The following is a 22,630-nucleotide window of genomic DNA, read 5'->3' as shown; positions in this document are numbered from 1 at the left end:
AAAAACATTTAAGCTGATACCTATGACCAAGCGATTTTTGAAAGCTTTAGGGTTTGCTATATTATGCTGTTGCTGTTGTCTGCAGAGTCGGGCACAGCAACAGCCGATCTACTCCCAGTATATGTTTAACGGGATGATCATCAACCCGGCTTATCCCTCTATGGATGAGTCTTCCAGCCTGACGGCCGTGGGCCGTAATCAGTGGGTGGGCGTGGACGGTGCTCCTAAAACGGCCACCGCCTCTTTTTACACACCGCTGCGGGCTACCAATACCAGTCTGGGGGTATCACTGACTAATGAGAAGATCACTGTTAACTCCCAGACCGGTGTTCACTTCAACGTTTCCCAACGGGTAAAGCTGAACGAAAAATTGTACCTGGCAATGGGTCTGAAAGGCGGGATGTCTCAATACCGGGAAGACAATACTTCCTTATATACTTCCGATCCGGTGTTTGCACAGAACCAGAGCTACTGGAAAACAGATATTGGTTTTGGCTTTATGGTGTTTACCGATCACTTCTTTATCGGTTTATCCTCTCCTACATTTAAAAGTTTTGACCTGGGCAACAGTGTTAATAAAGTAGCGGTAGCATCGCATTATTACCTGCAGTCAGGTTATCTTATTACCGTTAACGACAACGTAAAATTCAAACCCAATGTGCTACTGAGACTGGTAAAAGGTGCCGGTCTGCAGTACGACCTCAATGCAAATATTCTCTTAAAAAATCTGGTATGGCTGGGTGCATCCTGGCGTTCAGAAAAAACGATGACAGGTCTTGTACAAGTGCAGCTGAACAAAAACCTGCAACTCGGATATTCATATGATACTCCGATGCAGTCTAATTTGAAAGGCGCACAATCAGTATCCCACGAAATAATGATCAATTATCGTTTTTCCTGGTCCAAATGGAAAGTGGTGGCCCCGCGGTACTTCTAAAAACAATGTTATGAAAACCCAAATAACGGAACGTATGCGAAAACATCCTCTTAGTAACCTCATACTTTTCCTGGGCATGGTGATACTGACAGGTTCCTGCTCTATGGTAAAAGACAACGCACTGGGAGGAAGTGCGGGGAAAGTGAGAAAGGCAGAACGTTTGTACAAAAGGCAGGAATTCGAGGGAGCGATCTGGTTCTGCAATAATGTACTCAACAACAGCAGTGATGAAACTTCCAGACGTAAGGCCAAGTTTCTGCTAGCCCGCATTTATTTTGAAACCAGGCAGTTTGAAAAAACGGTCAGCCTCTATGACGAGCTGTTGTATAAGCCTGCAGATGATATCCGGGTAAGTGACGTAACCACTTATATCGACCTCCTTAAACGTACTGGCAGAGTGGAAAAAGCCCGTCAGGTAAGCGAATTGTATGCCAACAACTATAAAAATAATGCCCGGTTTACCAATCTTCAGGAATCACTCAATAACTACTATTCCTTCTTTAATCGTGATTCTCTCCGGAATGTAAAAGCGGACAGTCTGCGTCTTAGCCTCCCGGGCTATCAGTACGGATTGGCCTTGTATAAAGACAATATCGTTTTCCTTTCCAATGATTTCAAAAAAAATGATGTCCAGTCTTTTTACACCAATTCCAAATTATACATGATCTCGGAAGATGGTATCGAACCCTTTAATAACAGCCTGAAAGGCGTTTTACAGGTAGGTCCGGCATCTTTCTATGATAATGGAAAGAAGGTGATCTACACGTCGAACCGTTTTGCGGATGTTAAAAACGAGAAGAATTCCTTCATTGATTATAATAACAATACCCAACTGTTATCGGCTACTTATCAGGAAAACCATGATGCCTGGAGTAAACCGGTATCTGTAAAACTCCCTAAAACTTCAGATTCTTATTCTTTCATGCATCCATCAGTTGCTTCAAACGGTAAACGTTTGTACTTTGCATCCGATATGCCTGGTGGTCAGGGAGGTACAGATATATACTATTGTGATTGGGATAAAGCGGAGAAGCGTTGGAAAGCGCCTGTGAACATGGGCCCGAGGGTAAACACCAATGGCAATGAGCTGTATCCGTTTATTGTAGGAGACAAATTGTTTTTCTGCTCCAACGGTTTACAGGGCTTCGGAGGGCTGGATATTTTTATGATCAGCCTTAACAAGCCTGATGAAGGTCCGGTGCATTTGCCTTATCCGGTAAATACACAGTTTGATGATCTGAATGCAGTGCTGGATGAATCCAAGCTGCTGTTATATTTTACATCAGACCGTTCAGGTGCTCATGACAATGACCATATTTATGTCTTAAATCTGAAGAAGAATCCTTTGAAACAACTGGACCTGCCTTATCCCGGCAAACCGGTAAATGAAGAAGATAAAGTGCCTTATACCAAGATGCAGACGGAAAACCGCCAACAGCTGACTTTAGTAGGGAATAAAAGCTATGATAACCTGCCTCCTGTTCAAAACAAAGCAGATGAGAAACCTGTTATAGTACATACCGTCGTTTCCGTTAAAGATTCATCCCGTAGTGTAACAGACTACTCTGAAGGTGCTATCGTGGACAGCTCTCCGGAAATGATTCCCTGGCAGAACATGGCCAATCCAGTTGTGACAACATCAACATCTGTTGCCACTGGTGCAACCGTTACTGCCGCAGCAGCCTATGCTGAGCGTACAGTGAGCAGCAACCCCAACGAGCTCAGCTGGCAAAATGGTAAACAAAACACCAGTCTTAAAGCGGGTGACCGTGATAGCACAGGTGTAGTACACGTGAGCGCCTATACGTTACCCGTAGACAGTGCAGCCGCTAAATTACCGGCAGCTCTGTGGAAAGCCCCAGGTGTGGTTTACTTCGATCTCAACTCCTATGTACCACAAGACCAGGAATGGCGTAAACTGGATTCTATTTTCCTTATCTGGAAATCCAATCCGCGGCGAATGATCATTGTTAATGGACATGCAGACGTAATAGGTACCGAAAAATATAATCTCACTTTGTCCAAAAACCGGGCGGTATACATACAGGAATGCCTGCTCAGCCGTGGCGTGGACGGCGATAGAATCCGTATCAACTATTTCGGCTCTACCCGTCCCATACTAACTGTCAGCCGGTATACACTGGATGCTGACAGGGAGAGGTTTATCATGCAACAGGGCGTAAACCGGAGATGTGAGATCAGAATACAATAAGTCTAATTTTTTTATTGCGTATATCAAACTAACAAAATGAACAAGATTGCATCACTAATGCTGTTGCTGGGAGTAGGCTCACAGGCCTTCGCCCAGGAAATGCCGGTTGTGTTCAACAAAAGCATGGGCGCTCCAAAAAACCAGTATCGTAAACTGGCCATAGCGGAGAACAATGCGATTGTCGCCATCGGTGGGGGATTGGATAATGGGTGTATCACCAAGTTATCATCTACCGGAAATCCTATTTATAATACCCGTTTAAACAAAGGCGGGCTGGTAGCTTATCAGGACCTGGTGTTGCTGCCTAAAAACGAGCTGGTGGCAGTAGGTGGTGGTACCATCGCTTATGGTAACGCCCGTATTACCAAACTGAGCGCTACCGGAGAAGTGGTATTCGACAAAAGTATCGGTAACGGCCAGGGCGGTTATTTTACCCGCATCATCACCGATCGCCACGGGAACTATATCACCGTTGGGGTAGACGGTAGCAAGCCGGCACAGGCGCGTATCACCAAAATGACCGCGGAAGGAAAGATCGAGTTTGATAAAGGTTTTGGCTCACACAACGTATTTACAAACGTACTGATCGATGAAGATGAGAATATCGTGGCTGTGGGAGGTGATGTTGGAGATGGCCAGGGTAAAGCTTTTATGGTAAAAGTAGATGGTAAGGGAGAAAAACAATTCGAACTCACCTTCGGTAAACCCGGCGCCATATTTGAAAAAATGCTGTTGCTCGAAGATGGCTCTGTACTGGCTATGGGCGGTGGCGCCTATGGTACCGGCAACGCCAGCCGTATCTCCAAAGTGAATGCTGAAGGTCAGGTAGTATTCGATAAAGAATATAGCACCGTAGATGGTAAATTCAACGCCATGAAAGTAAACGACCTGGGTCAGATTTTCGCCTGTGCTGAAGAAAAAGACAAAGGCCGTATCGTAAAACTGCGCCCCGACGGAACAGAACTGTTCAATAAGGAAGTAGACGCTGCACTGTATGCACTGGAAGTAGGTAAAAACGGTAAAGTGGTGGCTGCTGGTGGTAACATCGGCATGAACACCGGTAAAATCGTGAAATTATTACCAGACGGTACACAGGTGGTGAATAAAAATGTAGGCAATGTATTCCAGCATCTGTTGCTGACAGAAGAAGATGAGATGTGTGTAGTAACCAAAGATGGTTACCGCCTCATCAAACTGTCTCCTGATGGTGAAATGATGTTCGACAAACAACTGGGTAAGTACGATGCTAAAACCACATTGGCTTCATTGGTGATGAGCCCTTCAGGTGAAATCCTGGCTGCTGGCGGTGGAGAAGAAGATGGCAACCGTATCATCAAAATCAGCCATGGTGTATCTATCAATGATATCGCTGTTTCTGAGCCACTGAACGGATTATCAAACGCCAGTCTCACCATCACGCTGTCCGGCTTCCTGAGAAGCAATGGAGTGCGCACTCCGGTAAATGTACACTACAAAACCATTCCGCATAAAGATGGCGCTGGTGCAGGTGACTTCGATATCACAGAAGGTACTATTTCTTTTGTGCCTTCTGAATTTGCTGCAGGTGCTATCATCTCTAAAACCATCCAGATACCGGTGAAAAGTGATAACCTGCTGGAAGGTAAAGAAACTTTCCATGTAGAAATTATGGATGCGTCGGAATTACACCTCACAAAGGCAAAAGGCGAAGTGACCATTCTCGATCAGCCAGCCATCGTGAAATTCATTGGTGGTACCAATGGTGCTGAACCTAATACAGACGTAGTATTTTCTGCAGGACTGTTCAAACGTGATGGTACTCCGCTGATCAACGCTACAGGCAAACCAGTAAGACTGACCTATAAATTCGGCAATGGTACTGCTTTACCGGGAGCTGACTTTGTAAGCAGCATCAAAGCACCATTTGCTATCGAAACTGGTGCCAGCACTGCTAGCCTCAATGTAAAAGTGAAAGACGACAACCGCTTTGAACTGGCAGAAACCGTGGTACTGGTACTGAGCGAAATCAAGGCTGAAAACGAAGCTATAGTAGGCTACAACGGCGATGTGACTTCTATCTCAGCATCTCAGTATATCATGGACCAGGCAGCTCATATTACACTGGTTAAACTCACTGATGCCAATGAATCTGCCACCGCTCCGGTAAGCATGTTCAAATGTATACTGGTAAAAGCTTCCGACGGAACCGTACAAACCAACTGTACTGGTAGTGATATCAACATCTACTTCGGTGTAGATTCTATCAGCGCTGCTGCCTATGGCCGGAAGTTCATCATCATGAATGGTGACATGGTGAAAATCACCGGTGATTGTGCTTTCAGCGAAACAGACATCCAGGTGGCTGTGGTAAACGACCGTGTGAAAGAAGCAGATGCTATGGTAGCCGTGAAGCTGCGTGATGTTACTGCTGCTGCTAATGCCGGCATACTGAAAATTTCACCTGAGCTGAAACTGAACAAAGCTGTGGCTGTTATCCATGATGATGACAATGACGAAGGAACCGGGCTGTCAGCCAAATAACACAGGCTTGAATCAATAACCGATATACGCTGCTTCAGGCAACACCTACATTCCCGCATAATTAATTATGCGGGAATTTTTTTCTTTAATAAACTTAAAAGCAGCATCCTTTATATTAAAATATAAAAGATGCTGCTTTTTTTATTATTTATAAATCCACGATAATTTGTTTATCGTAGGTAATAATAGAAGCAACGAAAAATAAGATAATTCAAAATAAAGAGTTGTGTCTTTTAATGGTTAACTTGGGAATAGCCTGGTATGTCCTTACCGGGCTCTTTTTTTTATAATGATTTTCTCATGATATAATCTTCCATCAGATAACCATTACCGATGTCGGTGTCTTTCTCATTATAAACTGTGAATCCCATTTTTTCGTAGAAGAACCGGGCTTTGTTGTAACGGTTTACGTCCAGCTCCAGAATGGTGGCGCCCAGTTTTTTTACCTGTCTGATCACTGTATCAAGGAAGAAGCGACCCACACCCTTACCCTGGTAACTGGGGTCGAGGTATATTTTATGCAGTTTATAAACACCTTCAGTGTCAGTGGGGCTATACGATGCATAACCAATAGGTCTTTTATCATCCTGCAGGATGATATACTTGTGTTGTAGTTCGGTGATTTGTTTGGTTAGCGAAGCAGTGCTATACATCATGTCGATCATATAATCGACTTGTTCCGGCTCGAGGATGCTCTTATAAGTTGGTTTCCAGATTCTCTTAGAGAGTTCCTGTATAACGGGAATATCAGCTACTGTTGTTGATTTTACGCGATACATGGTTTGTTAATTATAAACGGTTACTTTCCTGTATAATATTATTGATGGTCTGTTGAAGTTTGTCCAGGGGGGTATATCCTCTTGCGCAAAGGTACAGTTGTTTACCTGTATCCAGAATAGCAGCCGGAAATCCGGTGATCCCCCAGTTTTGTATCAGCTGAAACTCCTGCTGGGTTTCATATCGGAGATGTTCATCCTGCATGCGGCTGATGAATTCATCTTCCGGTAGTCCGTATTTGCGGATCAGTTTCCGGTAAGTATCGTTATGATTAAGACTGAGTCCATCATAGTTGAGTGCTACCTGCATATCATGCGCAAAGGAAATAGCATTTTCCGGCTGGTATAGTTTGAAAACAGTGAGTGCTACGGAAGGTTTTTCTGAATCCATTATTTCCTGTGAAGGAAGTAGTTTTTCGAGGAAGGCCTCTCCGAATTTCACACCTGTCATATCTTCCACGTTGGTATGTTCCCGTTGAATATAAGCCGCCATAGTAGAAAAAGGATGACGGTTATCACCGGTGATCATTCCGCCGGAGAGAATATCAAATTCCATGGTATCCATCTGTAGCTGCTGAAACTGAAGGACTACTGGCGTAAAGCCGTAGCACCAGCCACAAAGTGGATCATAGATATATATAAAACGCATAAACAGGCATTTAGCAGTTAATGGTTAGCTGGGTAGTTAGCCTTTACATGGATGTGCAAGCGGCTACAAAGATAGCCAAAAGCTACATGTTAAAGCAGGTTATCCTGATCATCATCTTCTTCCAGCTCCAGTGTGTTTGTTTCTTCCTGAGTGCGCCGTCCGAACAGTTTCTTCGATAGCTGCAGATCTTTACGGGTTGCCTTGAGCGACATCCTGCCAGCAATAATGAGTGTGATCACAGCAGCGCCCAGTGCCAGTATATTATTACCGGAGAACAGGAAAAAATCGAAAGCACCATGAAAGAAGACCGCTATCATCAGTCCTTTCAGTAGTAGCTCATCTCTCTGTATCGGCATAAATTTGGCCAACCCCACATAATAACCCATCAGAATGGCAAAAGTGGCGTGGGCCGGTACCGAGAGGAACATGCGGGCTACGCCTACGCCAAAACCGTACTGATATACATAGGTAATGTTTTCGAAGGTAGCGAACCCCATGCCTACCATTACAGCGTATACAATCCCATCGAGCGGCTCATTAAAATGTTTTTTTGGATACGCATATAAACGTAGCACCAGGAATTTGGCGAACTCTTCGGAAAGGCCCACTATGCCGAAAGCAAAAAAAGCGGTGTCGAACAGGTTATTGTTGGTTTCCTGAAACCCATAGAGTGAGGCCATTGTCTGAAAAGACAATGGCAGTGTTACACAGGCCATCCCCAGGAGGAAGCTTTTTACCAGCAGACCTACGGGTTCGCGATCGTATTTGTCGAGCACAAACATCAGGAGACAGATGGCCAGTCCGGGAGAGATGGCGAGTGCCAGCAGCATCATAACAGGATATTTTTTTGTTTTTTACGTTCCTGTAAATAAACATCGAGCATGTCAACACTGAAGCTACTCAGATTGTTGGCTTTGGTGACGCCACCTTTTTGTGCCGCGAGGGTACCATAATATATGTCGCGGTAGCCTTGTATACTGTGGGCATCAGGATCGATGGAGATGAGTACTTTTTTCTCCAGTGCATAAGGGATCCAGGTCCAGTCTATATCCAGGCGGCGCGGGTGAGCATTTAGCTCTATGGCCACGCCATGTTCGGCACAGGCATCAATGATGGTTTTATGATTTACCGGGTATCCGTTGCGGCTCAGTAACAGACGGCCGGTCATATGTCCGAGGATGGTAGTGTAAGGATTTTCGATGGCTTTCAGGAGGCGGGCCATGGCTTTTTCTTCGGTCATCTTCAGGTTGGAGTGTACAGAAGCGATCACCAGGTCGAAGCGGGCCAGTATTTCATCCGGGTAGTCGAGTGAGCCATCGTTGAGGATGTCTGCCTCTATACTTTTGAAGATACGGAAGGGGGCCAGTTGTTTGTTGAGTTCATCGATCTGTTCCTGTTGGGCGATGACACGTTCTATACTCAGGCCATTGGCATAGAAAGCAGAGCGGGAGTGGTCGCTGAGGACGAGGTATTCGAATCCCTGGTCTCTGGCGGCGATAGCCATTTCTTCAAGGGTGTCGACACCATCGCTCCATTGGCTGTGGGAATGGACGATCCCTTTGATGTCTGCCCGGGTGATCAGTTGTGGTAGCTGTTGCTGACGGGCCAGTTCAATTTCGTTCAGGCCTTCCCGCAGGCAGGGAGGAATGAATGCGATCCCTGCTCCACTGAAAATAGCTTCTTCAGACAGGGCATTTTTAATATGGGAGGCGCCGCCGGCAGCATTAAATTTATCCATAAAAGTAGCGGAGCCGGTAGTGGAGAAGAGCAGGCTATAAAAGTCTTCTTTCTCACATGCATGTGTCACTACATTGAGTTTATCGTTGTATTTCCATACCAGGTTATGGCCCTGGCTATCAGTAAGGGTAAAGCCGGGCAAGGCAGCAAGCTGTTGGCGCAGGATGTCCGGAGTGGTGGCAATAACCAGTTCCAGTTCATCGATAATCACTTCCTGACGGCGGAAGGCTCCTGTGAGAGCTACGGGAGCGGGTGCCAGGAGCTGCTGCAGCTGTTTTTCGAGGGTATGGGCAATTTCCTCCACTTCAGCAAACAGGAAGCGGTTGCGGTTGGAGAGGTAGAATTCAATATTCTGCCGTACGTTGTCCTGTGTTTTTTCGCCAAATCCTTTGAGCAGGAGAAGACGGTTTTCATTGCAGGCATATAATAGTTCACCCATGGACTCAACTTCCAGTTCTTTCCAGATAGTCGCTATCTTTTTGGGTCCCAGGCCTTTTATTTTCATGATTTCCATGATGCCTGGAGGAGTGATATTGAGATAGTTTTCCAAGAGTGTAAAACTATTGGTATCGAGCATTTCGAGGATGCTTTTTCCGGTAGATTCCCCAATGCCTTTGATGCGGAAGATATCATCGCGGGACGTTTCTTTGAGCTGAGTCGGCAGTTTTTCTATGGTAAATGCCGCAGAGGCAAAAGATTTGGCTTTAAAGCTGTTTTCGCCGTGTATGTCCATTAGTTTGGACAGCAGGGAGAAATTATCTGCTATTGAATTATTGTCCATGGCGTAAAAATACGAATTCCCAGGGCTAAAGCCCTGGGCTATTTTGGATGGGGCTTTGCCGGAGGTTTTTATTATTGGATCGGAGTGTGGTGTGTGTGTTAGCGCTATATAGTTTTTGCTCCGGATTTTAGTAGAAATACGGATTGGCTATTTTGGAAGGGGTTTTACCGGATGTTTTTTATTATTGGATTGGGGTGTAGTATATGTGTTGGCGCAATATAGTTTTTGCTCCGGATTTTAATAAAAATACGGATTCTTGGGGCTATTTTATTATTGGAATGAGGTGTAAGGGGGGGATAGGGTGTATATAACAACAATTTTAACCTCGGACTAAAGTCCGAGGAATAAAAAAGATCCCGGTATAGAAACCGGGATCTTTTATAACTACATTTTGTAAATCCGATCTTAGTTTGCTGGTGCAATTGGTGTAGCTGGAGGAGCAGCAGGTGCTTTTTTAGCAGCAGCTTTCTTCTTAGCAACAGGTTTTTTAGCAGCAGCTTTCTTTTTAGGAGCGGCTTTCTTAGCAGCAGCTTTTTTAGGAGCAGCTTTCTTAGCAGCAGCTTTCTTTTTAGGAGCGGCTTTTTTAGCAGCAACTTTCTTTTTAGGAGCGGCTTTCTTAGCAGCAGCTTTTTTAGGAGCTACTTTTTTAGCAGCAGCTTTCTTTTTAGGAGCAGCTTTTTTAGCAGCGGCTTTCTTTTTAGGAGCAGCTTTTTTAGGAGCGGCTTTCTTAGCAGCAGCTTTTTTAGGCGCAGCTTTCTTAGCAGCCGCTTTTTTAGGAGCAGCTTTCTTAGCAGCCGCTTTTTTAATTGTTGCCATTGTTTTTTGAATTTGGGTTAGTAAAAAAATATTGGGTATAAAAAAACTTTATGGCTAACACTGATTAGGCTTCTGCCTGAGCAGTGGTGTCAAATGCTTTAACAGAAACGTAAGTCTTGTTTTCGCGACCTTTTCTGAATTCAACCACACCATCTGTCAACGCGAAAATGGTAAAATCTTTACCAACACCTACGTTTTGACCGGGATGATAAACTGTACCTCTCTGACGAACGATGATGTTGCCAGAAATAGCAGGTTGACCACCGAAGATTTTTACTCCCAGCCTTTTGCTTTGGGAATCACGGCCGTTCTTTACACTACCTTCACCTTTTTTATGTGCCATTGTATAATTACTTTAAACTTTGTCTAAATAAAAAATGTAGCTTAAAACGAATTAAGCTATGTCATTGATCTTGATCTTAGTAAAATGGGTGCGGTGACCGATTTTCTTTCTGAAGCCTTTTCTTCTCTTCATTTTGAAAGCGATCACTTTCTCACCCTGAACATGGCTCAGGATCTCTGCTTTTACTACTGATTTTACATCAGTGCCTACGGTCAGTGAACCAGCGTTATCGATCAACAGAACTTCGGAAAACTCCACTTTGTCTCCAACTTTTCCTTGTAACTGCTGTACAAAAATTTCCTGGTCTTTTTGTACTTTAAATTGCTGACCTGCGATTTTTACAACTGCAAACATAATTATCCAAAATATAATTTCCGCAAAAGTATCAATTGTTTTCCAATTGAACAAAGATTTCCGGCTTTTTTTAATTCATATATGTAAGTATGTATTAAAAGCCGGATAAAAACTTATTCTTTTCAAAGATACGTACTTTCCTGAATTTTAAATTTTTTTAACAAACTGCCCTGCTGTCACCCCTGCCGGCATACTGCTGTTGTGTTATATGACAATGGCGTAAAAACAGTTATCTTGCTATACAAACCAACGCAATTTTGTATACTTTTGTCGTTTACGCGAAGGCATTTTTTGATTTACGGATTTAGCTGTCCGGTAAGACTGAAAAGTGGATACAGTAGCCAGATACCTAAATCCGTAAATCCGTAAATCAAAAAATATACTCTCAATTATAAAATAACGGGCATGAAGTTTAAATCACTGCTAGCCAAACCATTTGCTTCTATTGTACATAACAAGATCAGGAAGGAAATGCTCAGGGCGGTGGAAGACCAAGAGGCAATCCTGGATGAACTGATAAAGACAGGCAAAAAAACGGAGTTCGGAAATGACCATAAACTGGATGCAGTACGTACTTACGATGAATTTAAACAAGCTATACCGATCCGGGATTACGAGCAGTTTAAACCATATATAGAAAGAATCAAAGAGGGCAAACAAAATGTGCTCTGGAAAGGTCTGCCTATCTATCTGGCCAAAACTTCCGGTACTACCAGTGGCGTTAAATATATCCCTATCTCCAAAGATTCTATTTCCAATCATATAGATACCGCCCGGAATGCTCTGCTCAACTATATGGGCGAAACCGGTAATACGGCTTTTGCTGATGGTAAAATGATCTTCCTCTCCGGTTCTCCTGAACTGGAAAGGGTAGGTGGTATCCCCACCGGACGCCTCAGTGGGATCGTAAACCACCATATACCCCGCTATCTGCGTACCAACCAGCTTCCTACATATGAAACAAATTGCATAGACGATTGGGAGACCAAGCTGGACAGGATTGTGGAAGAAACCATCAACCAGGATATGACACTGATCAGTGGCATTCCACCCTGGGTACAGATGTATTTCGACCGCCTGATGGAACGTACCAACGGTAAGAAGATTAAAGAAATATTTAAAAATTTTGATGTGATGGTGTACGGTGGAGTCAACTTTGAGCCGTACCGGGCTAAACTGATGGCTTCCATTGGCAGTCCCATCCATACAATTGAAACGTTCCCTGCTTCTGAAGGCTTTTTTGCCTTCCAGGATTCGCAGGAGCAGGAAGGCCTTTTATTAAATGCCAATTCCGGTATTTTCTATGAGTTTATACCTGCACAGGAAATTTTTAATGAAAATCCTACCCGGCTGTCGCTGAAAGATGTTCAAACCGGCGTAAATTACGCTATGGTCATCAACAACAACGCCGGATTGTGGGGATATAACCTGGGCGACACGGTGAAATTCATCTCCACCAATCCATACCGTTTGTTGGTAACCGGGAGGATCAAACATTTTATTTCAGCCTTCGGTGAACACGTGATCGGAGAAGAAGTGGAATACAGTCTGATGAAAGCAGCTGCGGAAGAAAATGTCCATATCACGGAATTTACGGTGGCCCCTATGGTGCAGACCAGTGGAGAACTGCCCTTCCATGAATGGTTTGTGGAGTTTGAAAATACCCCCAAAGACCTGAAGGCTTTTGCAATGAAGGTAGACCAGAACCTCCGTCAGAAGAACATCTATTATAATGACCTTTTAACCGGTAATATATTACAACCCCTTAAAATAAGGACCGTACGCAAACAGGGTTTCATTGATTATATGAAAGCTATTGGAAAACTGGGAGGACAGAACAAAGTACCACGTTTAAGCAATGACAGAAAACTGGCCGATGAACTGACCAGGTATGTGCAGCCATAAGCGAAAGTGGAGATAATCGTAGCATCCGGTACCATCAACAGGTGGCCGGTCACTCTTTTCCGGTTAATTGAAGATAAAAAAGTAAATCACTGTAATGAATAAACGAAGAATTGCCATATTCGGGTCCACCGGATCCATTGGTATACAGGCACTGGAAGTGATCGCAGCACACCCCGACAAATTCAGCGTGGAAGTGCTGACTGCGCAACAGAACGCCGACCTCCTGATCGAGCAGGCGTTGAAATTTAAGCCCAACGCTGTGGTGATTGGCAGTGAGGAGAAATATAAACAGGTAAAAGACGTATTGTTTGACAAAGGCATCAAAGTATTTGCCGGTGCCAAAGCCATGGTGGAAGTAGCTTCCTGGAGTTCTATCGATATGATGCTCGCCGCCATTATCGGTTTTGCCGGTTTGGCTCCTACCTTGTCTGCCATTGAACAGGGTACCCCGGTAGCTCTGGCCAACAAGGAAACCCTGGTAGTAGCCGGAGATATCGTAATGGCCACCGCACGCAGAAAAAATGTGCCTATCATTCCGGTAGATTCAGAACATTCCGCCATTTTCCAATGTCTGGTAGGAGAGCCTTTCAGCAAAGTAGAAAAGGTGATACTCACCGCTTCCGGCGGTCCTTTTCTGGGTAAAAAGCCTAACTTCCTCATCAATGTAAAAAAAGATCATGCCCTGCAGCACCCTAACTGGCGCATGGGCGCTAAGATAACCATCGACTGTGCCACCCTGATGAACAAGGGGCTGGAAATGATCGAAGCCCGCTGGATGTTTGGTCTTCAGCCTGAAAATATTGAGGTAGTGATTCATCCTCAATCTATTATACATTCCATGGTTCAGTTTGTGGACGGTTCCCTGAAAGCTCAGATGGGCCTGCCCGACATGAAACTGCCTATACAATACGCACTGGGATACCCTGACCGTCTGGCCAATGAGTTTCCCCGGTTTTCCTTCCGGAATTATCCGTCCCTCACTTTTGAGCAGCCGGATACCAAAACATTCCGTAACCTTGCTATCGCTATAGATGCAATGCACAAAGGAGGAAACACCGCCTGCGTGATGAATGCAGCCAACGAAGAGGTAGTACATGCTTTCCTCCGCAACCGGATCGGATTCTTACAGATGACAGAGGTAATTGAAGAAACAATAGCCAAAATTCCATTTATCGAAGCACCCACTTTACACGATTATTATGAATGCGATAATGCTGCGCGTGAACACGCTGCATCCCTTATCAATTCTATCGTTATCTAAAATAACCGTTGAAAATTAACAAATAGTTTTGCCGGAATATCTGTGAAATCCGATATCTTGGGCAGATTAAAGCAGAAATAAAGTAAATGACAACAGAGGTAATATTGGTGAAAGCCGGGCAGTTATTACTGTCACTCTCTATACTGGTCGTATTGCACGAGTTAGGCCACTTTATCCCCGCCAAATTGTTTAAAACCAGGGTAGAAAAATTCTATTTATTCTTTGACCCATGGTTCTCTCTCTTTAAAATCAAAAAAGGAGAAACAGAATACGGTATTGGTTGGTTGCCACTAGGCGGATATGTAAAAATATCCGGTATGATAGATGAAAGCATGGACAAGGAAGCCATGGCTAAACCACCGCAACCCTATGAATTCAGAGCCAAACCAGCCTGGCAGCGGCTGATCATTATGGTAGGCGGTGTGACAGTTAACGTTCTCCTGGCTATTCTTATCTATAGCATGATCTTATGGCATTGGGGCGAAAAATATCTGCCTACCGATGCAGTGAAATACGGCGTTACAGTAGACTCTCTGGCGCAAAGTATAGGTCTGCGCGACGGCGATAAAATCGTATCTGTCAATCACCAGAAAGTAGATCGGTTTGGCGCTATCACTGGTAAAGTGATTTTGCGTGAAGCTAAAAGCATTGAAGTAGTCCGCGATGGAAAAGAAATGAGTTTCCCGGTTCCTGCAGGCTTTATCAACGCACTGCTGAAACAGAAGGAACCTTTTGCCTATGTACGTTATCCGTATTATGCAGACCGGTTCGAAAAAGGATCGATCGCTGACAAAGGCGGTATGTTCAAACCTGGTGATCAGATGCTGTCTATCAACAACCTCTCTGTGCCTTATTTCACAGATTTCGCCAAGGAGCTGCGTAAACATAAGAATGAAGAAGTGACGATCGGTATTCTGAGAGGGAAAGACTCTCTGACCATTCCGGTGAAACTGGATAATAAAGCCCAACTGGGTATCTATCCACAGGATCCGGAGAAGTTCTTCGATTATAAAGTTGTGAATTATACCTTACCACAGGCTATCCCTGCTGGTTTTATGATGAGTATTGATAAGCTGGTAGGATATGTACAACAACTCAGACTGATCTTCGTATCCAAAGAAGTGAAGGTAAGTGAGTCACTGGGTGGTTTTATGAGTATTGGTAACCTGTTCCCTGAAGCCTGGGACTGGCTCACCTTCTGGGAGATGACAGCTTTCCTGTCTATTATCCTGGCTTTCATGAATATTCTCCCTATTCCGGCGCTGGACGGAGGACACGTGCTCTTCCTGCTGTATGAGATCATTACCGGCCGTAAACCTGGTGAGAAATTCCTGGAATACGCTCAGATCGCTGGTATGGTGATACTGTTCGGCCTGCTGTTGCTGGCTAACGGACTCGACTTCTGGCGGAATATCATCAGTAAGTGGTTCTAAATCATTTTAATATTTTAGAGATATGGATTACGGTTTTTCCGTAATCCATATTTTTTTCGTATATTTGTAGTTCAGATCAAATCGGGGATGCCTGGTTTTGACAGCATAGGTCTTTGAAAGTGTAAGCATGCCGTGCGTTGGATAATTAGCACGTTAATCTGAATATTCAAACTTTATATGGCGAATCTAACTACGCCATGGCTGCCTAATCAGAGATTAGACACCCATTATAGCCGCCTGGAGTTGTCGCCTTATGCGACTCCCGCCGCTGAATCATCAAACCCATAGGGATAGGTGCTCATGGTTTCTGTGAGTGAGCGCTGAAGCTAAACGGATAAGAACGAGGTTGGTTCGTTATGCCCCTGCTGAGTTCCGACAAACCAATGCATAAATAAGCATGTAGAAAGCTTTCGGCGAATATGTTTGGACGCGGGTTCGATTCCCGCCATCTCCACAAACAGGAAGGTTACTGTTTTAACTAAAAAACAGTAACCTTTTTCATTTTAAGTCAATAGGTTGTGTCTGAAAATCGGGTGTAAAGAAGGTGTTCGATAAGTATTGTCATAAACAAAAAATTATAAAAAAGCCGCTACTATAGCGGCTTTTTCTTTATACAATATTTTCCCATCCCCAGCATTACAAACTTTATAATCATCTCTTATCCATTACGCTTCTACTGGTATTGATTGTATTGGAAGTGGTTGTTCTTCTACTATTTCATTCCCCTCCGGTTTTCTTTCTTCTGCCTCTTTCCATTTCGTTTTTATCAGGAACAGGAATATCATAACAGCTATAATACCATAAGCTATTCCCAGTGTTACCTGGTTGGTGATGGAAATGGTATTGATCATCAAAGAGCTCAATATAGAAGTCACTACTGCAAAACCGCCGCCTGTTAAACCGCTTGCTTTGCCTGCATATTGGGGAAAGCGGATCAAACAATACGACATCAGATTATTGAAGATGAATCCGGCTGTGCTGTGCAGCAGGAAGACATATATTAACAGCGTAGATAAATTGTGGTAGTAGCGTGTCAGCGGTATCATAATGGCTACCGCCAATAACTGTATTACACTGGCCAGCATCATTTTTTTGCCCAATGGTTTACTCACCAGTATTCTTGATACCGATCCGCCGATCATCACCGACACTCCGGAGAACAATGAGCAATAGCCTGTTGTTGCGGCGGAGAAATGTAACTGATGCTCAATCAAAAATGGACTGCACATACCATACAGTAATATCATACCATAGGCTAGTCCGAGTACTACCAGACCAGAGGTAAAATCCGGTGTTTTGATCATGCTGCCGTACGTTTGTGCCATTGACTGTACACTGAATGGCTGTGCCACTTTCATCGATTCGCCGCCAATGATCAGTTCAACCATGAAGAACACTAATCCGAAGTATCCCAGGAACATGAAGTTGGAAGACCAACCCCAGGTTGTCTGAAAAAATCCACCCAGGAAAGGTGCTACAATTGGCGCGATAGCCCAGATCACCGAGAACATGCTCGTGTATTTCTTTAAGGCTTCTCCTTTATAGATGTCTATAAAAAAGGCGCGCTTGCTTATTGCAATCACTGCTACGGTAAATCCCTGTAGTATACGCATAGCATAGATCATCTGCAGATTGGTAGAGTAAGCAATGATAAAGCTAGCCGCACTGAATACCAGTATTGATATCATATTCGGCATATATCGGCCATAGATGTCAATCAGTCCACCTACGATCAGTTGCGAAATACCATAGCTGATGATGAAGAGTGAAAGCGTAAGTTGAATAGAGGCCGGTGAAGTGTGTAGTTGCACCGCCATGTCGGGTAGGGAGGGAATAAATATGTCCATGGCAAACCCCGATAATGGTATCAGGCATAGCGACATGATTGTATTCCAACCTATTCTAGATTCTTTGATCCTTCTCATACTTGTTGCTTTAAATTAGCGCTGTAAAGTTAGGAAGGCCGGTTACTATGGAAATTACACGTTTCAAAGGAATGGTTATACAAATCAAATGTGGCTCCGGTTGCTTAGGAATCAAGATAACTTCCCTGATATTACCGTTTTCCTCCCCATGCGAAACTCCAAAGGTGTTTGGGTGGTAAACTGCTTGAAGTATTTATTGAAGTGAGAAGGGTATTCAAAGCCCAGTGCATAGGCAATCTCTGAGATGTTCCAGTTGGTATTACGCAGCAACGTTTTCGCTTCGGTGATTACACGTTCATGAATAATTTCGCGGGTGGTTTTATTCGTATGTTTTTTTACTACGCTGTTTAAATGGTTTACATGCACATGTAGCAGACCGGCAAAATGGGCTGGTGTTAATAATTTCAAAGGAGATTCAGGTGAATCTACCGGGAACTGTTTGTTCAGTAAGGCGAAGAAATCATTCACGAGCCGGTCGCGCACCAAAGAAGCCGGTGTCTCGTGGTTTTGTTGTAAGCGGATGCCTTCATGAATGAGCAGTTGCAGCAGGTTGCGTATCATATCCCATTTAAAAGGATAGTCGGTGTCCTGCAGCACTTGCATTTGCATGAAGTATGTGCTTATCCGTTGTCTTTCTTCTTTTGTGAGTGGTATTACCGGCAGTAGGGAAGGATTGAACAGAGGGCAGGCGTGTTGTATATCAGAGGGGATACATCCTTCGATAAATGGCGCGTTGAATAAACAATAAAAGCGGTTAAACGGTACATTTACTTCTATGGAAGTGGGCACCGCAGGATTGGTAAAAATCATACAGCATTGATTGAGCGGTATTTCCTGATCATTATACAACAGGGTGCCACTTGCTTTTACAGGAGTTTGGCTCAGGCATATTTTGAAATAGTCGCGTCGGTTGAAAGGTGTTTTACGGGTAGTAGTAAGGGTTTCACGAACATTGAAATGTGCTTTGCCGGATTCCTGGAGAAGTTCTGATGGAATGTCCTGACCGGTGCGTTTGTAGAATTGTACCAGTGATTCAGTGGGAATGAGTTTGGTTGTCATAGCTTTCTGCCCTTATATAATTCAAAGGTAATGAATTTGATACATGGGTGTGTTATTCACCGCATGATGTAATATAGGCGTCAAGTGAAAAATCAGATTTTTTATGGATAGATATAACAAATATGTCGGTTACTGATTTTTACTTTTGAGATAGGGACACTTTATGAATGCTGAAACTACGACAGATACGGATTTCTTTATGGGATCTTATTCTTTATCTGGAGTAAATTTGATTATAATTGCTTCGGGCAACCTTACATTAAGGTGGGATTGAAAAAAGAAAAGCTTTAGTTATTTTTACAAAGTATAGATTGTCCCTTAAGCCAGATATACCTTTTTCAAAAAGTAAAAAAATTCCTGTACCTGTGAATACATCGATAACCTATTAATGTTGGCCCGGCAAGATCCACCTGAATAGTTTATTCATGTATACTCCATCTAATTCTGTTCAGAATTCTCCGTTGACTAGGAAAGGTTGGATTAAGTGGAAAAATGGGACAGATCTCCTAATTAACTTCGTTTACGCATGCTGAAATTCTTCCAAGAATATATGAGGATATATCTGATCCTTGGTCTATTTTCATTATCTATTCAATTGATCTCTTGTTCTGGCTGCCACGGTAGTCATCAGGAGAATGATTCCGTATCTGTAAATATGAAGGATACTGTGACAACGGCGGTCAAATTGTTGTCTGACGGTGTTTACCATGAGCAGGAAATCAGGTCTGCCTATTTCCCTGTTAATGATACGATGCAGGTAACTTATTTTAAGAATTCGATTGATAATATTCAGTGTGTATTATATCTTCAAAGTGTTCTTGATGTTGTTGATTCGTTAAATACTCCATCTGATTCAGCTAACATTATAAATGAGTTAAAGGAAAAAAATGCGGTTTTGCTGATAAATAACAGGCAGGTTGAATTGGAATCTGCAATCAGAGATGCTTCCTTAATGTTGCCAACTTACATTGGGCATACAACCCAAAATGGAAGTGATTATTTACTTATAAGGATGAACCTTGTATCTTCCATGGGAGGCGATTATTGGTATAATCTCTTGTTAAAGTTGAATAAGAACAGGGAGGTTATCGGCCAGCAAGGAGTTGAAACAAATGGTGAATTAGCGGGTGAAAAGCTGAAAGATTATTTGAAATAGTAGTTAATTAGTATAAAGGATAATTGTAGAGATATGTTGGGCTGGCTTTTGAAGTCAGCCCGATTTTATTCATATAACCCTGAGTAATAGCGGTGTTGTTGTTTTTTCGGATCTATATGCCCCTCTCTGGCTTACCTGCCGTTCGGTTTGGTAAATCTTTCTAAAAAAAATATTTGATTTTAAAAAATTGATAATCAATTAATTGAATTATAAGTCTGCTAACTATAGGAAGATAAGCTTTGTTATTATAAGTGTACTTATTATATTTGTACATATAATCGTAAAACATAAAAAACATGTGGACAAAATCCTATTCCGTAGTTACTAAAGAAATCACTAAAGAACAGATCTGGAAACTCACTACAGACATCGACAACTGGAAAAACTGGGACGGCGGTGTGGAATTCTCAAAACTACAGGGAGAATTTAAAGTGGGAGAACATTTCATCCTTAAACCCAAAGGCGGTCCAAAAGTAAAAATCCGGCTGATGGAAATCATCCCCAACAAAAGGTTTACAGATATGACCAGTTTCCCTTTGGCAAAAATGTATGGTGATCATCTCTATGAAGAAACGCCGGAAGGATTAAAAATCACCGTTACCATGTCTGTTAAGGGTTTGCTGTCTTCTCTCTGGGTAAAACTGGTGGCAAAAAATATTATGGATCACATGCCGGAAGATGTCGCTAATCAAATTGAACACGCTAAAAAAATCAGCATATGAGAAAATACTGGATGGCTAGTATATCAAAAGAACATACTTTGCGGGGTGTGAGTGGCAATTTTATACAGGTTTGTCATGGTAAGCAGGCCCCCTTAAAACGAATGAAAAAAGGAGACGGGATTATTATTTATTCTGCCAAACAAACCATGACCGGAGTAGAAAAATGCCAGGCTTTTACTGCTGTCGGAGAAGTGATGGATGAAGAAGTATACCAGTTCAAAATGACCGAAGATTTTGAACCCTACAGAAGAAATATTCAATTCCGGGATTGTAGCGAAGCGCAGATTATTCCATTGATAGACCAATTGGAATTTATTCAGAATAAAAAATCATGGGGATATCCATTTCGTTTTGGTTTTTTTGAAATCGGGGAAAATGATTTTAATTTAATTGTTTCAAAAATGAATGCAAATGAAATCGACTGATAATACCTTTAGTGCGAAGCATGCTGATGACAGTTCTGGTTTCCTGCTATGGCAGGTAACCAGCCTGTGGCAAAGGGAAATAAAAAAGGCGTTGGAGCAGTATGACTTAACCCATTCCCAATTTGTACTGATGGCCAGCATCCATTGGCTGACATTAAACAAGCAGGATGTAACGCAGATAATGCTTTCTTCTCATACGAAAATCGACCCCATGACCACCTCCACTGTCCTGAGAACCTTGCAGGTAAAAGGATTTGTGCAGCGTCGGGAACATTCCACCGATACCAGAGCAAAGACAGTTTACCTGACAGAAGAAGGCAAAAAAATTATTAAAAAAGCTGTGGTAACTGTAGAGAATTTTGACAAAACTTTCTTCTCAAAACTGGGTGATCATGTAACTGGTTTTAACAGCCAGTTAAGGAAACTACTGACAGAAGAAGCATGATGGGCTGACCTTTTCAGCCAGCCCTATCATATTTATTGTTTTTTCTTTTTAAGATAATAACCGGTCGCTTTTTGCATAAAAAGTGACAATTGATTGTCTGGTAGCATATTGGTGGAAGTGCCCGGGTTGTTGGATACATATAACTCTCCCAGGTTTCTGAGATATTCCAGTTTGCCAGCTATTTCCTGCCCGCCGGTCAGTTGCGTGATGATCTCGTAGCGCCTGGCTATACATTGTTGTACAGCCTCGCTTTCAGGATCTTCAGACATGAGTGTGGTTAACCGTACCGTGATATCCTGCAACTCTGTTTGCATCGTTGCCATTTCGTCCTGATCAAAACTGTGTAAGGTAGCTTCTACTGATAAAATAGTATCCTGGCCCCATTTAGACATGGCTTCTTTTCTGTAGGCGACCATCTTTTCCTGTGGCATACCTTCGTATAAATCTTCTACGTGTAACATGGACTTTTTTTTAAGTGTTACCAATGTTTTTTCTATGGTACCAATCAATGTGTTTATCCTTTCCTTCCTGGCTGATAGCGCTTTGATATGCCCTTCCAGCGCCTGCACCAGATCAAATGCAGGATCATCCAGAATGGTACAGATGTCTTTCAGCGGGAAATCCAGTTCCCTGTAAAAGAGTATCTGCTGTAAACGTAACAGCTCCTTTTCGCCATAAAGCCTGTACCCGGCCGCGGTACGAACAGAAGGTTTCAGCAAGCCCATCTTGTCATAGAGGTGCAAGGTGCGCACGCTCACACCTGCCAGTTGAGAGAGCTTCTTTACAGAATAGTTGTTCATCGTTTGGATTTATACCTTATTGGGACAAATATAGGGTATGACGTAAGGTAAGAGTCAAGAGAAAAGTCAGATATTTTTTTGAACGAAGATATCAGTAGGGGAATGGGGAGGGGTTTTGCGAAATTTCTTTCATTGCTGATATGAAGGAATCCTAAGCGTAGAAAATTTCATACTTTTGTAAAGTTTGAGTGACTGTTTAATCGTCATGTACAGGATTGTTAGATATGAGCTCAAACGGGCAGTTTTGAGAAAACAGCGCCCTGCCGGTAGTGCCGCAAGCGCTACCGGTTTTTTTGAGTGTTACTACCGGTTTTGAATTTGTAGGTTATTATTAGCCGTTTTTCCACGCTAATCCCAGGAAAATATCATTCATC

General features: G+C 43.1%; 20 protein-coding genes and 1 other RNA gene. 11 read left to right on the top strand and 10 right to left on the bottom strand.

The window, feature by feature from the left end; translation table 11 throughout:
* Positions 1-22: 22 nt before the first annotated feature.
* From DF182_RS06220 to DF182_RS06210, 3 genes are read left to right on the top strand one after another with little or no spacing between them, the layout of a single operon-like run.
* Positions 23-937, top strand: coding sequence for a PorP/SprF family type IX secretion system membrane protein (locus tag DF182_RS06220; RefSeq protein ID WP_113614794.1), 915 nt, complete (start codon positions 23-25; stop codon positions 935-937).
* 10 nt (positions 938-947) lie between these two features.
* Positions 948-3,149, top strand: coding sequence for an OmpA family protein (locus DF182_RS06215; protein WP_113614793.1), 2,202 nt, complete (start codon positions 948-950; stop codon positions 3,147-3,149).
* 36 nt (positions 3,150-3,185) lie between these two features.
* Complete coding sequence (locus DF182_RS06210) at positions 3,186-5,669, top strand: Calx-beta domain-containing protein (protein ID WP_113614792.1); 2,484 nt, start codon at positions 3,186-3,188, stop codon at positions 5,667-5,669.
* 284 nt (positions 5,670-5,953) lie between these two features.
* Here the strand turns inward: DF182_RS06210 and DF182_RS06205 are convergent, their stop codons facing one another.
* The 7 genes from DF182_RS06205 to rplU all read right to left on the bottom strand — a co-directional run bounded on the left by DF182_RS06205 (position 5,954) and on the right by rplU (position 11,125).
* Positions 5,954-6,448 carry a GNAT family N-acetyltransferase gene (locus tag DF182_RS06205; RefSeq protein WP_113614791.1) on the bottom strand — a complete coding sequence of 165 codons (495 nt, stop codon included), beginning with the start codon at positions 6,446-6,448 and terminating at the stop codon, positions 5,954-5,956.
* A 10-nt stretch (positions 6,449-6,458) separates the two neighbouring features.
* A complete protein-coding gene (locus tag DF182_RS06200) occupies positions 6,459-7,094 on the bottom strand; it encodes a DsbA family protein (RefSeq protein ID WP_113614790.1) in 636 nt (211 codons plus the stop codon).
* Positions 7,095-7,183: 89 nt separating this feature from the next.
* Positions 7,184-7,927, bottom strand: a complete 744-nt coding sequence (locus tag DF182_RS06195) for a PrsW family intramembrane metalloprotease (protein WP_113614789.1) — start codon at positions 7,925-7,927, stop codon at positions 7,184-7,186.
* Positions 7,924-9,612 carry a helix-hairpin-helix domain-containing protein gene (locus DF182_RS06190; protein ID WP_113614788.1) on the bottom strand — a complete coding sequence of 563 codons (1,689 nt, stop codon included), beginning with the start codon at positions 9,610-9,612 and terminating at the stop codon, positions 7,924-7,926. Before DF182_RS06190 ends, DF182_RS06195 begins: the two co-directional genes overlap by 4 nt.
* 405 nt (positions 9,613-10,017) lie before the next feature.
* Positions 10,018-10,428: a histone gene (locus DF182_RS06185; protein WP_113614787.1), complete on the bottom strand. Its 411-nt coding sequence runs from the start codon at positions 10,426-10,428 to the stop codon at positions 10,018-10,020.
* Positions 10,429-10,492: 64 nt separating this feature from the next.
* Complete coding sequence (gene rpmA, locus DF182_RS06180) at positions 10,493-10,771, bottom strand: 50S ribosomal protein L27 (RefSeq protein ID WP_113614786.1); 279 nt, start codon at positions 10,769-10,771, stop codon at positions 10,493-10,495.
* 51 nt (positions 10,772-10,822) lie between these two features.
* On the bottom strand, positions 10,823-11,125 hold the full coding sequence (rplU, locus tag DF182_RS06175; protein ID WP_113616788.1) for a 50S ribosomal protein L21: 303 nt from the start codon (positions 11,123-11,125) through the stop codon (positions 10,823-10,825).
* A gap of 405 nt (positions 11,126-11,530) precedes the next feature.
* Here rplU and DF182_RS06170 point away from each other — a divergent pair, with 405 nt between their 5' ends.
* The 4 genes from DF182_RS06170 to ssrA all read left to right on the top strand — a co-directional run bounded on the left by DF182_RS06170 (position 11,531) and on the right by ssrA (position 16,181).
* A complete protein-coding gene (locus DF182_RS06170; protein ID WP_113614785.1) occupies positions 11,531-13,030 on the top strand; it encodes a GH3 auxin-responsive promoter family protein in 1,500 nt (499 codons plus the stop codon).
* A 94-nt stretch (positions 13,031-13,124) separates the two neighbouring features.
* Entirely contained in the window at positions 13,125-14,291 is a 1,167-nt protein-coding gene (locus tag DF182_RS06165; protein ID WP_211327062.1) for a 1-deoxy-D-xylulose-5-phosphate reductoisomerase, read from the top strand.
* An 86-nt stretch (positions 14,292-14,377) separates the two neighbouring features.
* Positions 14,378-15,724, top strand: coding sequence for an RIP metalloprotease RseP (rseP, locus tag DF182_RS06160; RefSeq protein WP_113614783.1), 1,347 nt, complete (start codon positions 14,378-14,380; stop codon positions 15,722-15,724).
* Positions 15,725-15,807: 83 nt separating this feature from the next.
* Positions 15,808-16,181: a transfer-messenger RNA gene (ssrA, locus tag DF182_RS06155) on the top strand.
* Between the two features lie 208 nt (positions 16,182-16,389).
* On the opposite strand, the gene DF182_RS06150 is transcribed toward ssrA, so the two are convergent.
* Entirely contained in the window at positions 16,390-17,649 is a 1,260-nt protein-coding gene (locus tag DF182_RS06150) for an MFS transporter (protein WP_113614782.1), read from the bottom strand.
* Between the two features lie 111 nt (positions 17,650-17,760).
* A complete protein-coding gene (locus DF182_RS06145; RefSeq protein WP_113614781.1) occupies positions 17,761-18,708 on the bottom strand; it encodes a helix-turn-helix domain-containing protein in 948 nt (315 codons plus the stop codon).
* A gap of 526 nt (positions 18,709-19,234) precedes the next feature.
* Here DF182_RS06145 and DF182_RS06140 point away from each other — a divergent pair.
* The 4 genes from DF182_RS06140 (at position 19,235) to DF182_RS06125 (ending at position 21,456) form a co-directional block, all read left to right on the top strand.
* The gene (locus DF182_RS06140) at positions 19,235-19,864 is read left to right on the top strand and encodes a hypothetical protein (protein WP_113614780.1); all 630 of its coding nucleotides are present in this window, start codon (positions 19,235-19,237) and stop codon (positions 19,862-19,864) included.
* Positions 19,865-20,160: 296 nt separating this feature from the next.
* Positions 20,161-20,586, top strand: coding sequence for an SRPBCC family protein (locus DF182_RS06135; protein ID WP_113614779.1), 426 nt, complete (start codon positions 20,161-20,163; stop codon positions 20,584-20,586).
* Entirely contained in the window at positions 20,583-21,011 is a 429-nt protein-coding gene (locus DF182_RS06130) for an EVE domain-containing protein (protein ID WP_113614778.1), read from the top strand. Before DF182_RS06135 ends, DF182_RS06130 begins: the two co-directional genes overlap by 4 nt.
* Positions 20,998-21,456: a MarR family winged helix-turn-helix transcriptional regulator gene (locus tag DF182_RS06125; RefSeq protein WP_113614777.1), complete on the top strand. Its 459-nt coding sequence runs from the start codon at positions 20,998-21,000 to the stop codon at positions 21,454-21,456. Before DF182_RS06130 ends, DF182_RS06125 begins: the two co-directional genes overlap by 14 nt.
* 32 nt (positions 21,457-21,488) lie before the next feature.
* Here the strand turns inward: DF182_RS06125 and DF182_RS06120 are convergent, their stop codons facing one another.
* Positions 21,489-22,256 (bottom strand): MerR family transcriptional regulator, encoded by a 768-nt coding sequence (locus DF182_RS06120; RefSeq protein WP_113614776.1) that lies wholly within the window; start codon positions 22,254-22,256, stop codon positions 21,489-21,491.
* Between the last annotated feature and the right edge of the window lie 374 nt (positions 22,257-22,630).

It is taken from the genome of Chitinophaga flava (assembly GCF_003308995.1).
In the GTDB taxonomy this organism is placed as follows: Bacteria; Bacteroidota; Bacteroidia; order Chitinophagales; family Chitinophagaceae; genus Chitinophaga; species Chitinophaga flava.
The sequence above is the reverse complement of the archived record's forward strand: the minus strand, read 5'-3'. Positions and strand labels throughout refer to the sequence as shown.

Coding starts and splice junctions, on each gene's coding strand:
- DF182_RS06185 (WP_113614787.1), bottom strand. CDS start 10,428: ATGGCAACAATTAAAAAAGCGGCTGCTAAGAAAGCTGCTCCTAAAAAA.
- DF182_RS06205 (WP_113614791.1), bottom strand. CDS start 6,448: ATGTATCGCGTAAAATCAACAACAGTAGCTGATATTCCCGTTATACAG.
- DF182_RS06150 (WP_113614782.1), bottom strand. CDS start 17,649: ATGAGAAGGATCAAAGAATCTAGAATAGGTTGGAATACAATCATGTCG.
- DF182_RS06165 (WP_211327062.1), top strand. CDS start 13,125: ATGAATAAACGAAGAATTGCCATATTCGGGTCCACCGGATCCATTGGT.
- rseP (WP_113614783.1), top strand. CDS start 14,378: ATGACAACAGAGGTAATATTGGTGAAAGCCGGGCAGTTATTACTGTCA.
- DF182_RS06145 (WP_113614781.1), bottom strand. CDS start 18,708: ATGACAACCAAACTCATTCCCACTGAATCACTGGTACAATTCTACAAA.
- rplU (WP_113616788.1), bottom strand. CDS start 11,125: ATGTTTGCAGTTGTAAAAATCGCAGGTCAGCAATTTAAAGTACAAAAA.
- DF182_RS06130 (WP_113614778.1), top strand. CDS start 20,583: ATGAGAAAATACTGGATGGCTAGTATATCAAAAGAACATACTTTGCGG.
- DF182_RS06170 (WP_113614785.1), top strand. CDS start 11,531: ATGAAGTTTAAATCACTGCTAGCCAAACCATTTGCTTCTATTGTACAT.
- rpmA (WP_113614786.1), bottom strand. CDS start 10,771: ATGGCACATAAAAAAGGTGAAGGTAGTGTAAAGAACGGCCGTGATTCC.
- DF182_RS06215 (WP_113614793.1), top strand. CDS start 948: ATGAAAACCCAAATAACGGAACGTATGCGAAAACATCCTCTTAGTAAC.
- DF182_RS06220 (WP_113614794.1), top strand. CDS start 23: ATGACCAAGCGATTTTTGAAAGCTTTAGGGTTTGCTATATTATGCTGT.
- DF182_RS06120 (WP_113614776.1), bottom strand. CDS start 22,256: ATGAACAACTATTCTGTAAAGAAGCTCTCTCAACTGGCAGGTGTGAGC.
- DF182_RS06210 (WP_113614792.1), top strand. CDS start 3,186: ATGAACAAGATTGCATCACTAATGCTGTTGCTGGGAGTAGGCTCACAG.
- DF182_RS06135 (WP_113614779.1), top strand. CDS start 20,161: ATGTGGACAAAATCCTATTCCGTAGTTACTAAAGAAATCACTAAAGAA.
- DF182_RS06140 (WP_113614780.1), top strand. CDS start 19,235: ATGCTGAAATTCTTCCAAGAATATATGAGGATATATCTGATCCTTGGT.
- DF182_RS06125 (WP_113614777.1), top strand. CDS start 20,998: ATGAAATCGACTGATAATACCTTTAGTGCGAAGCATGCTGATGACAGT.
- DF182_RS06190 (WP_113614788.1), bottom strand. CDS start 9,612: ATGGACAATAATTCAATAGCAGATAATTTCTCCCTGCTGTCCAAACTA.
- DF182_RS06200 (WP_113614790.1), bottom strand. CDS start 7,094: ATGCGTTTTATATATATCTATGATCCACTTTGTGGCTGGTGCTACGGC.
- DF182_RS06195 (WP_113614789.1), bottom strand. CDS start 7,927: ATGATGCTGCTGGCACTCGCCATCTCTCCCGGACTGGCCATCTGTCTC.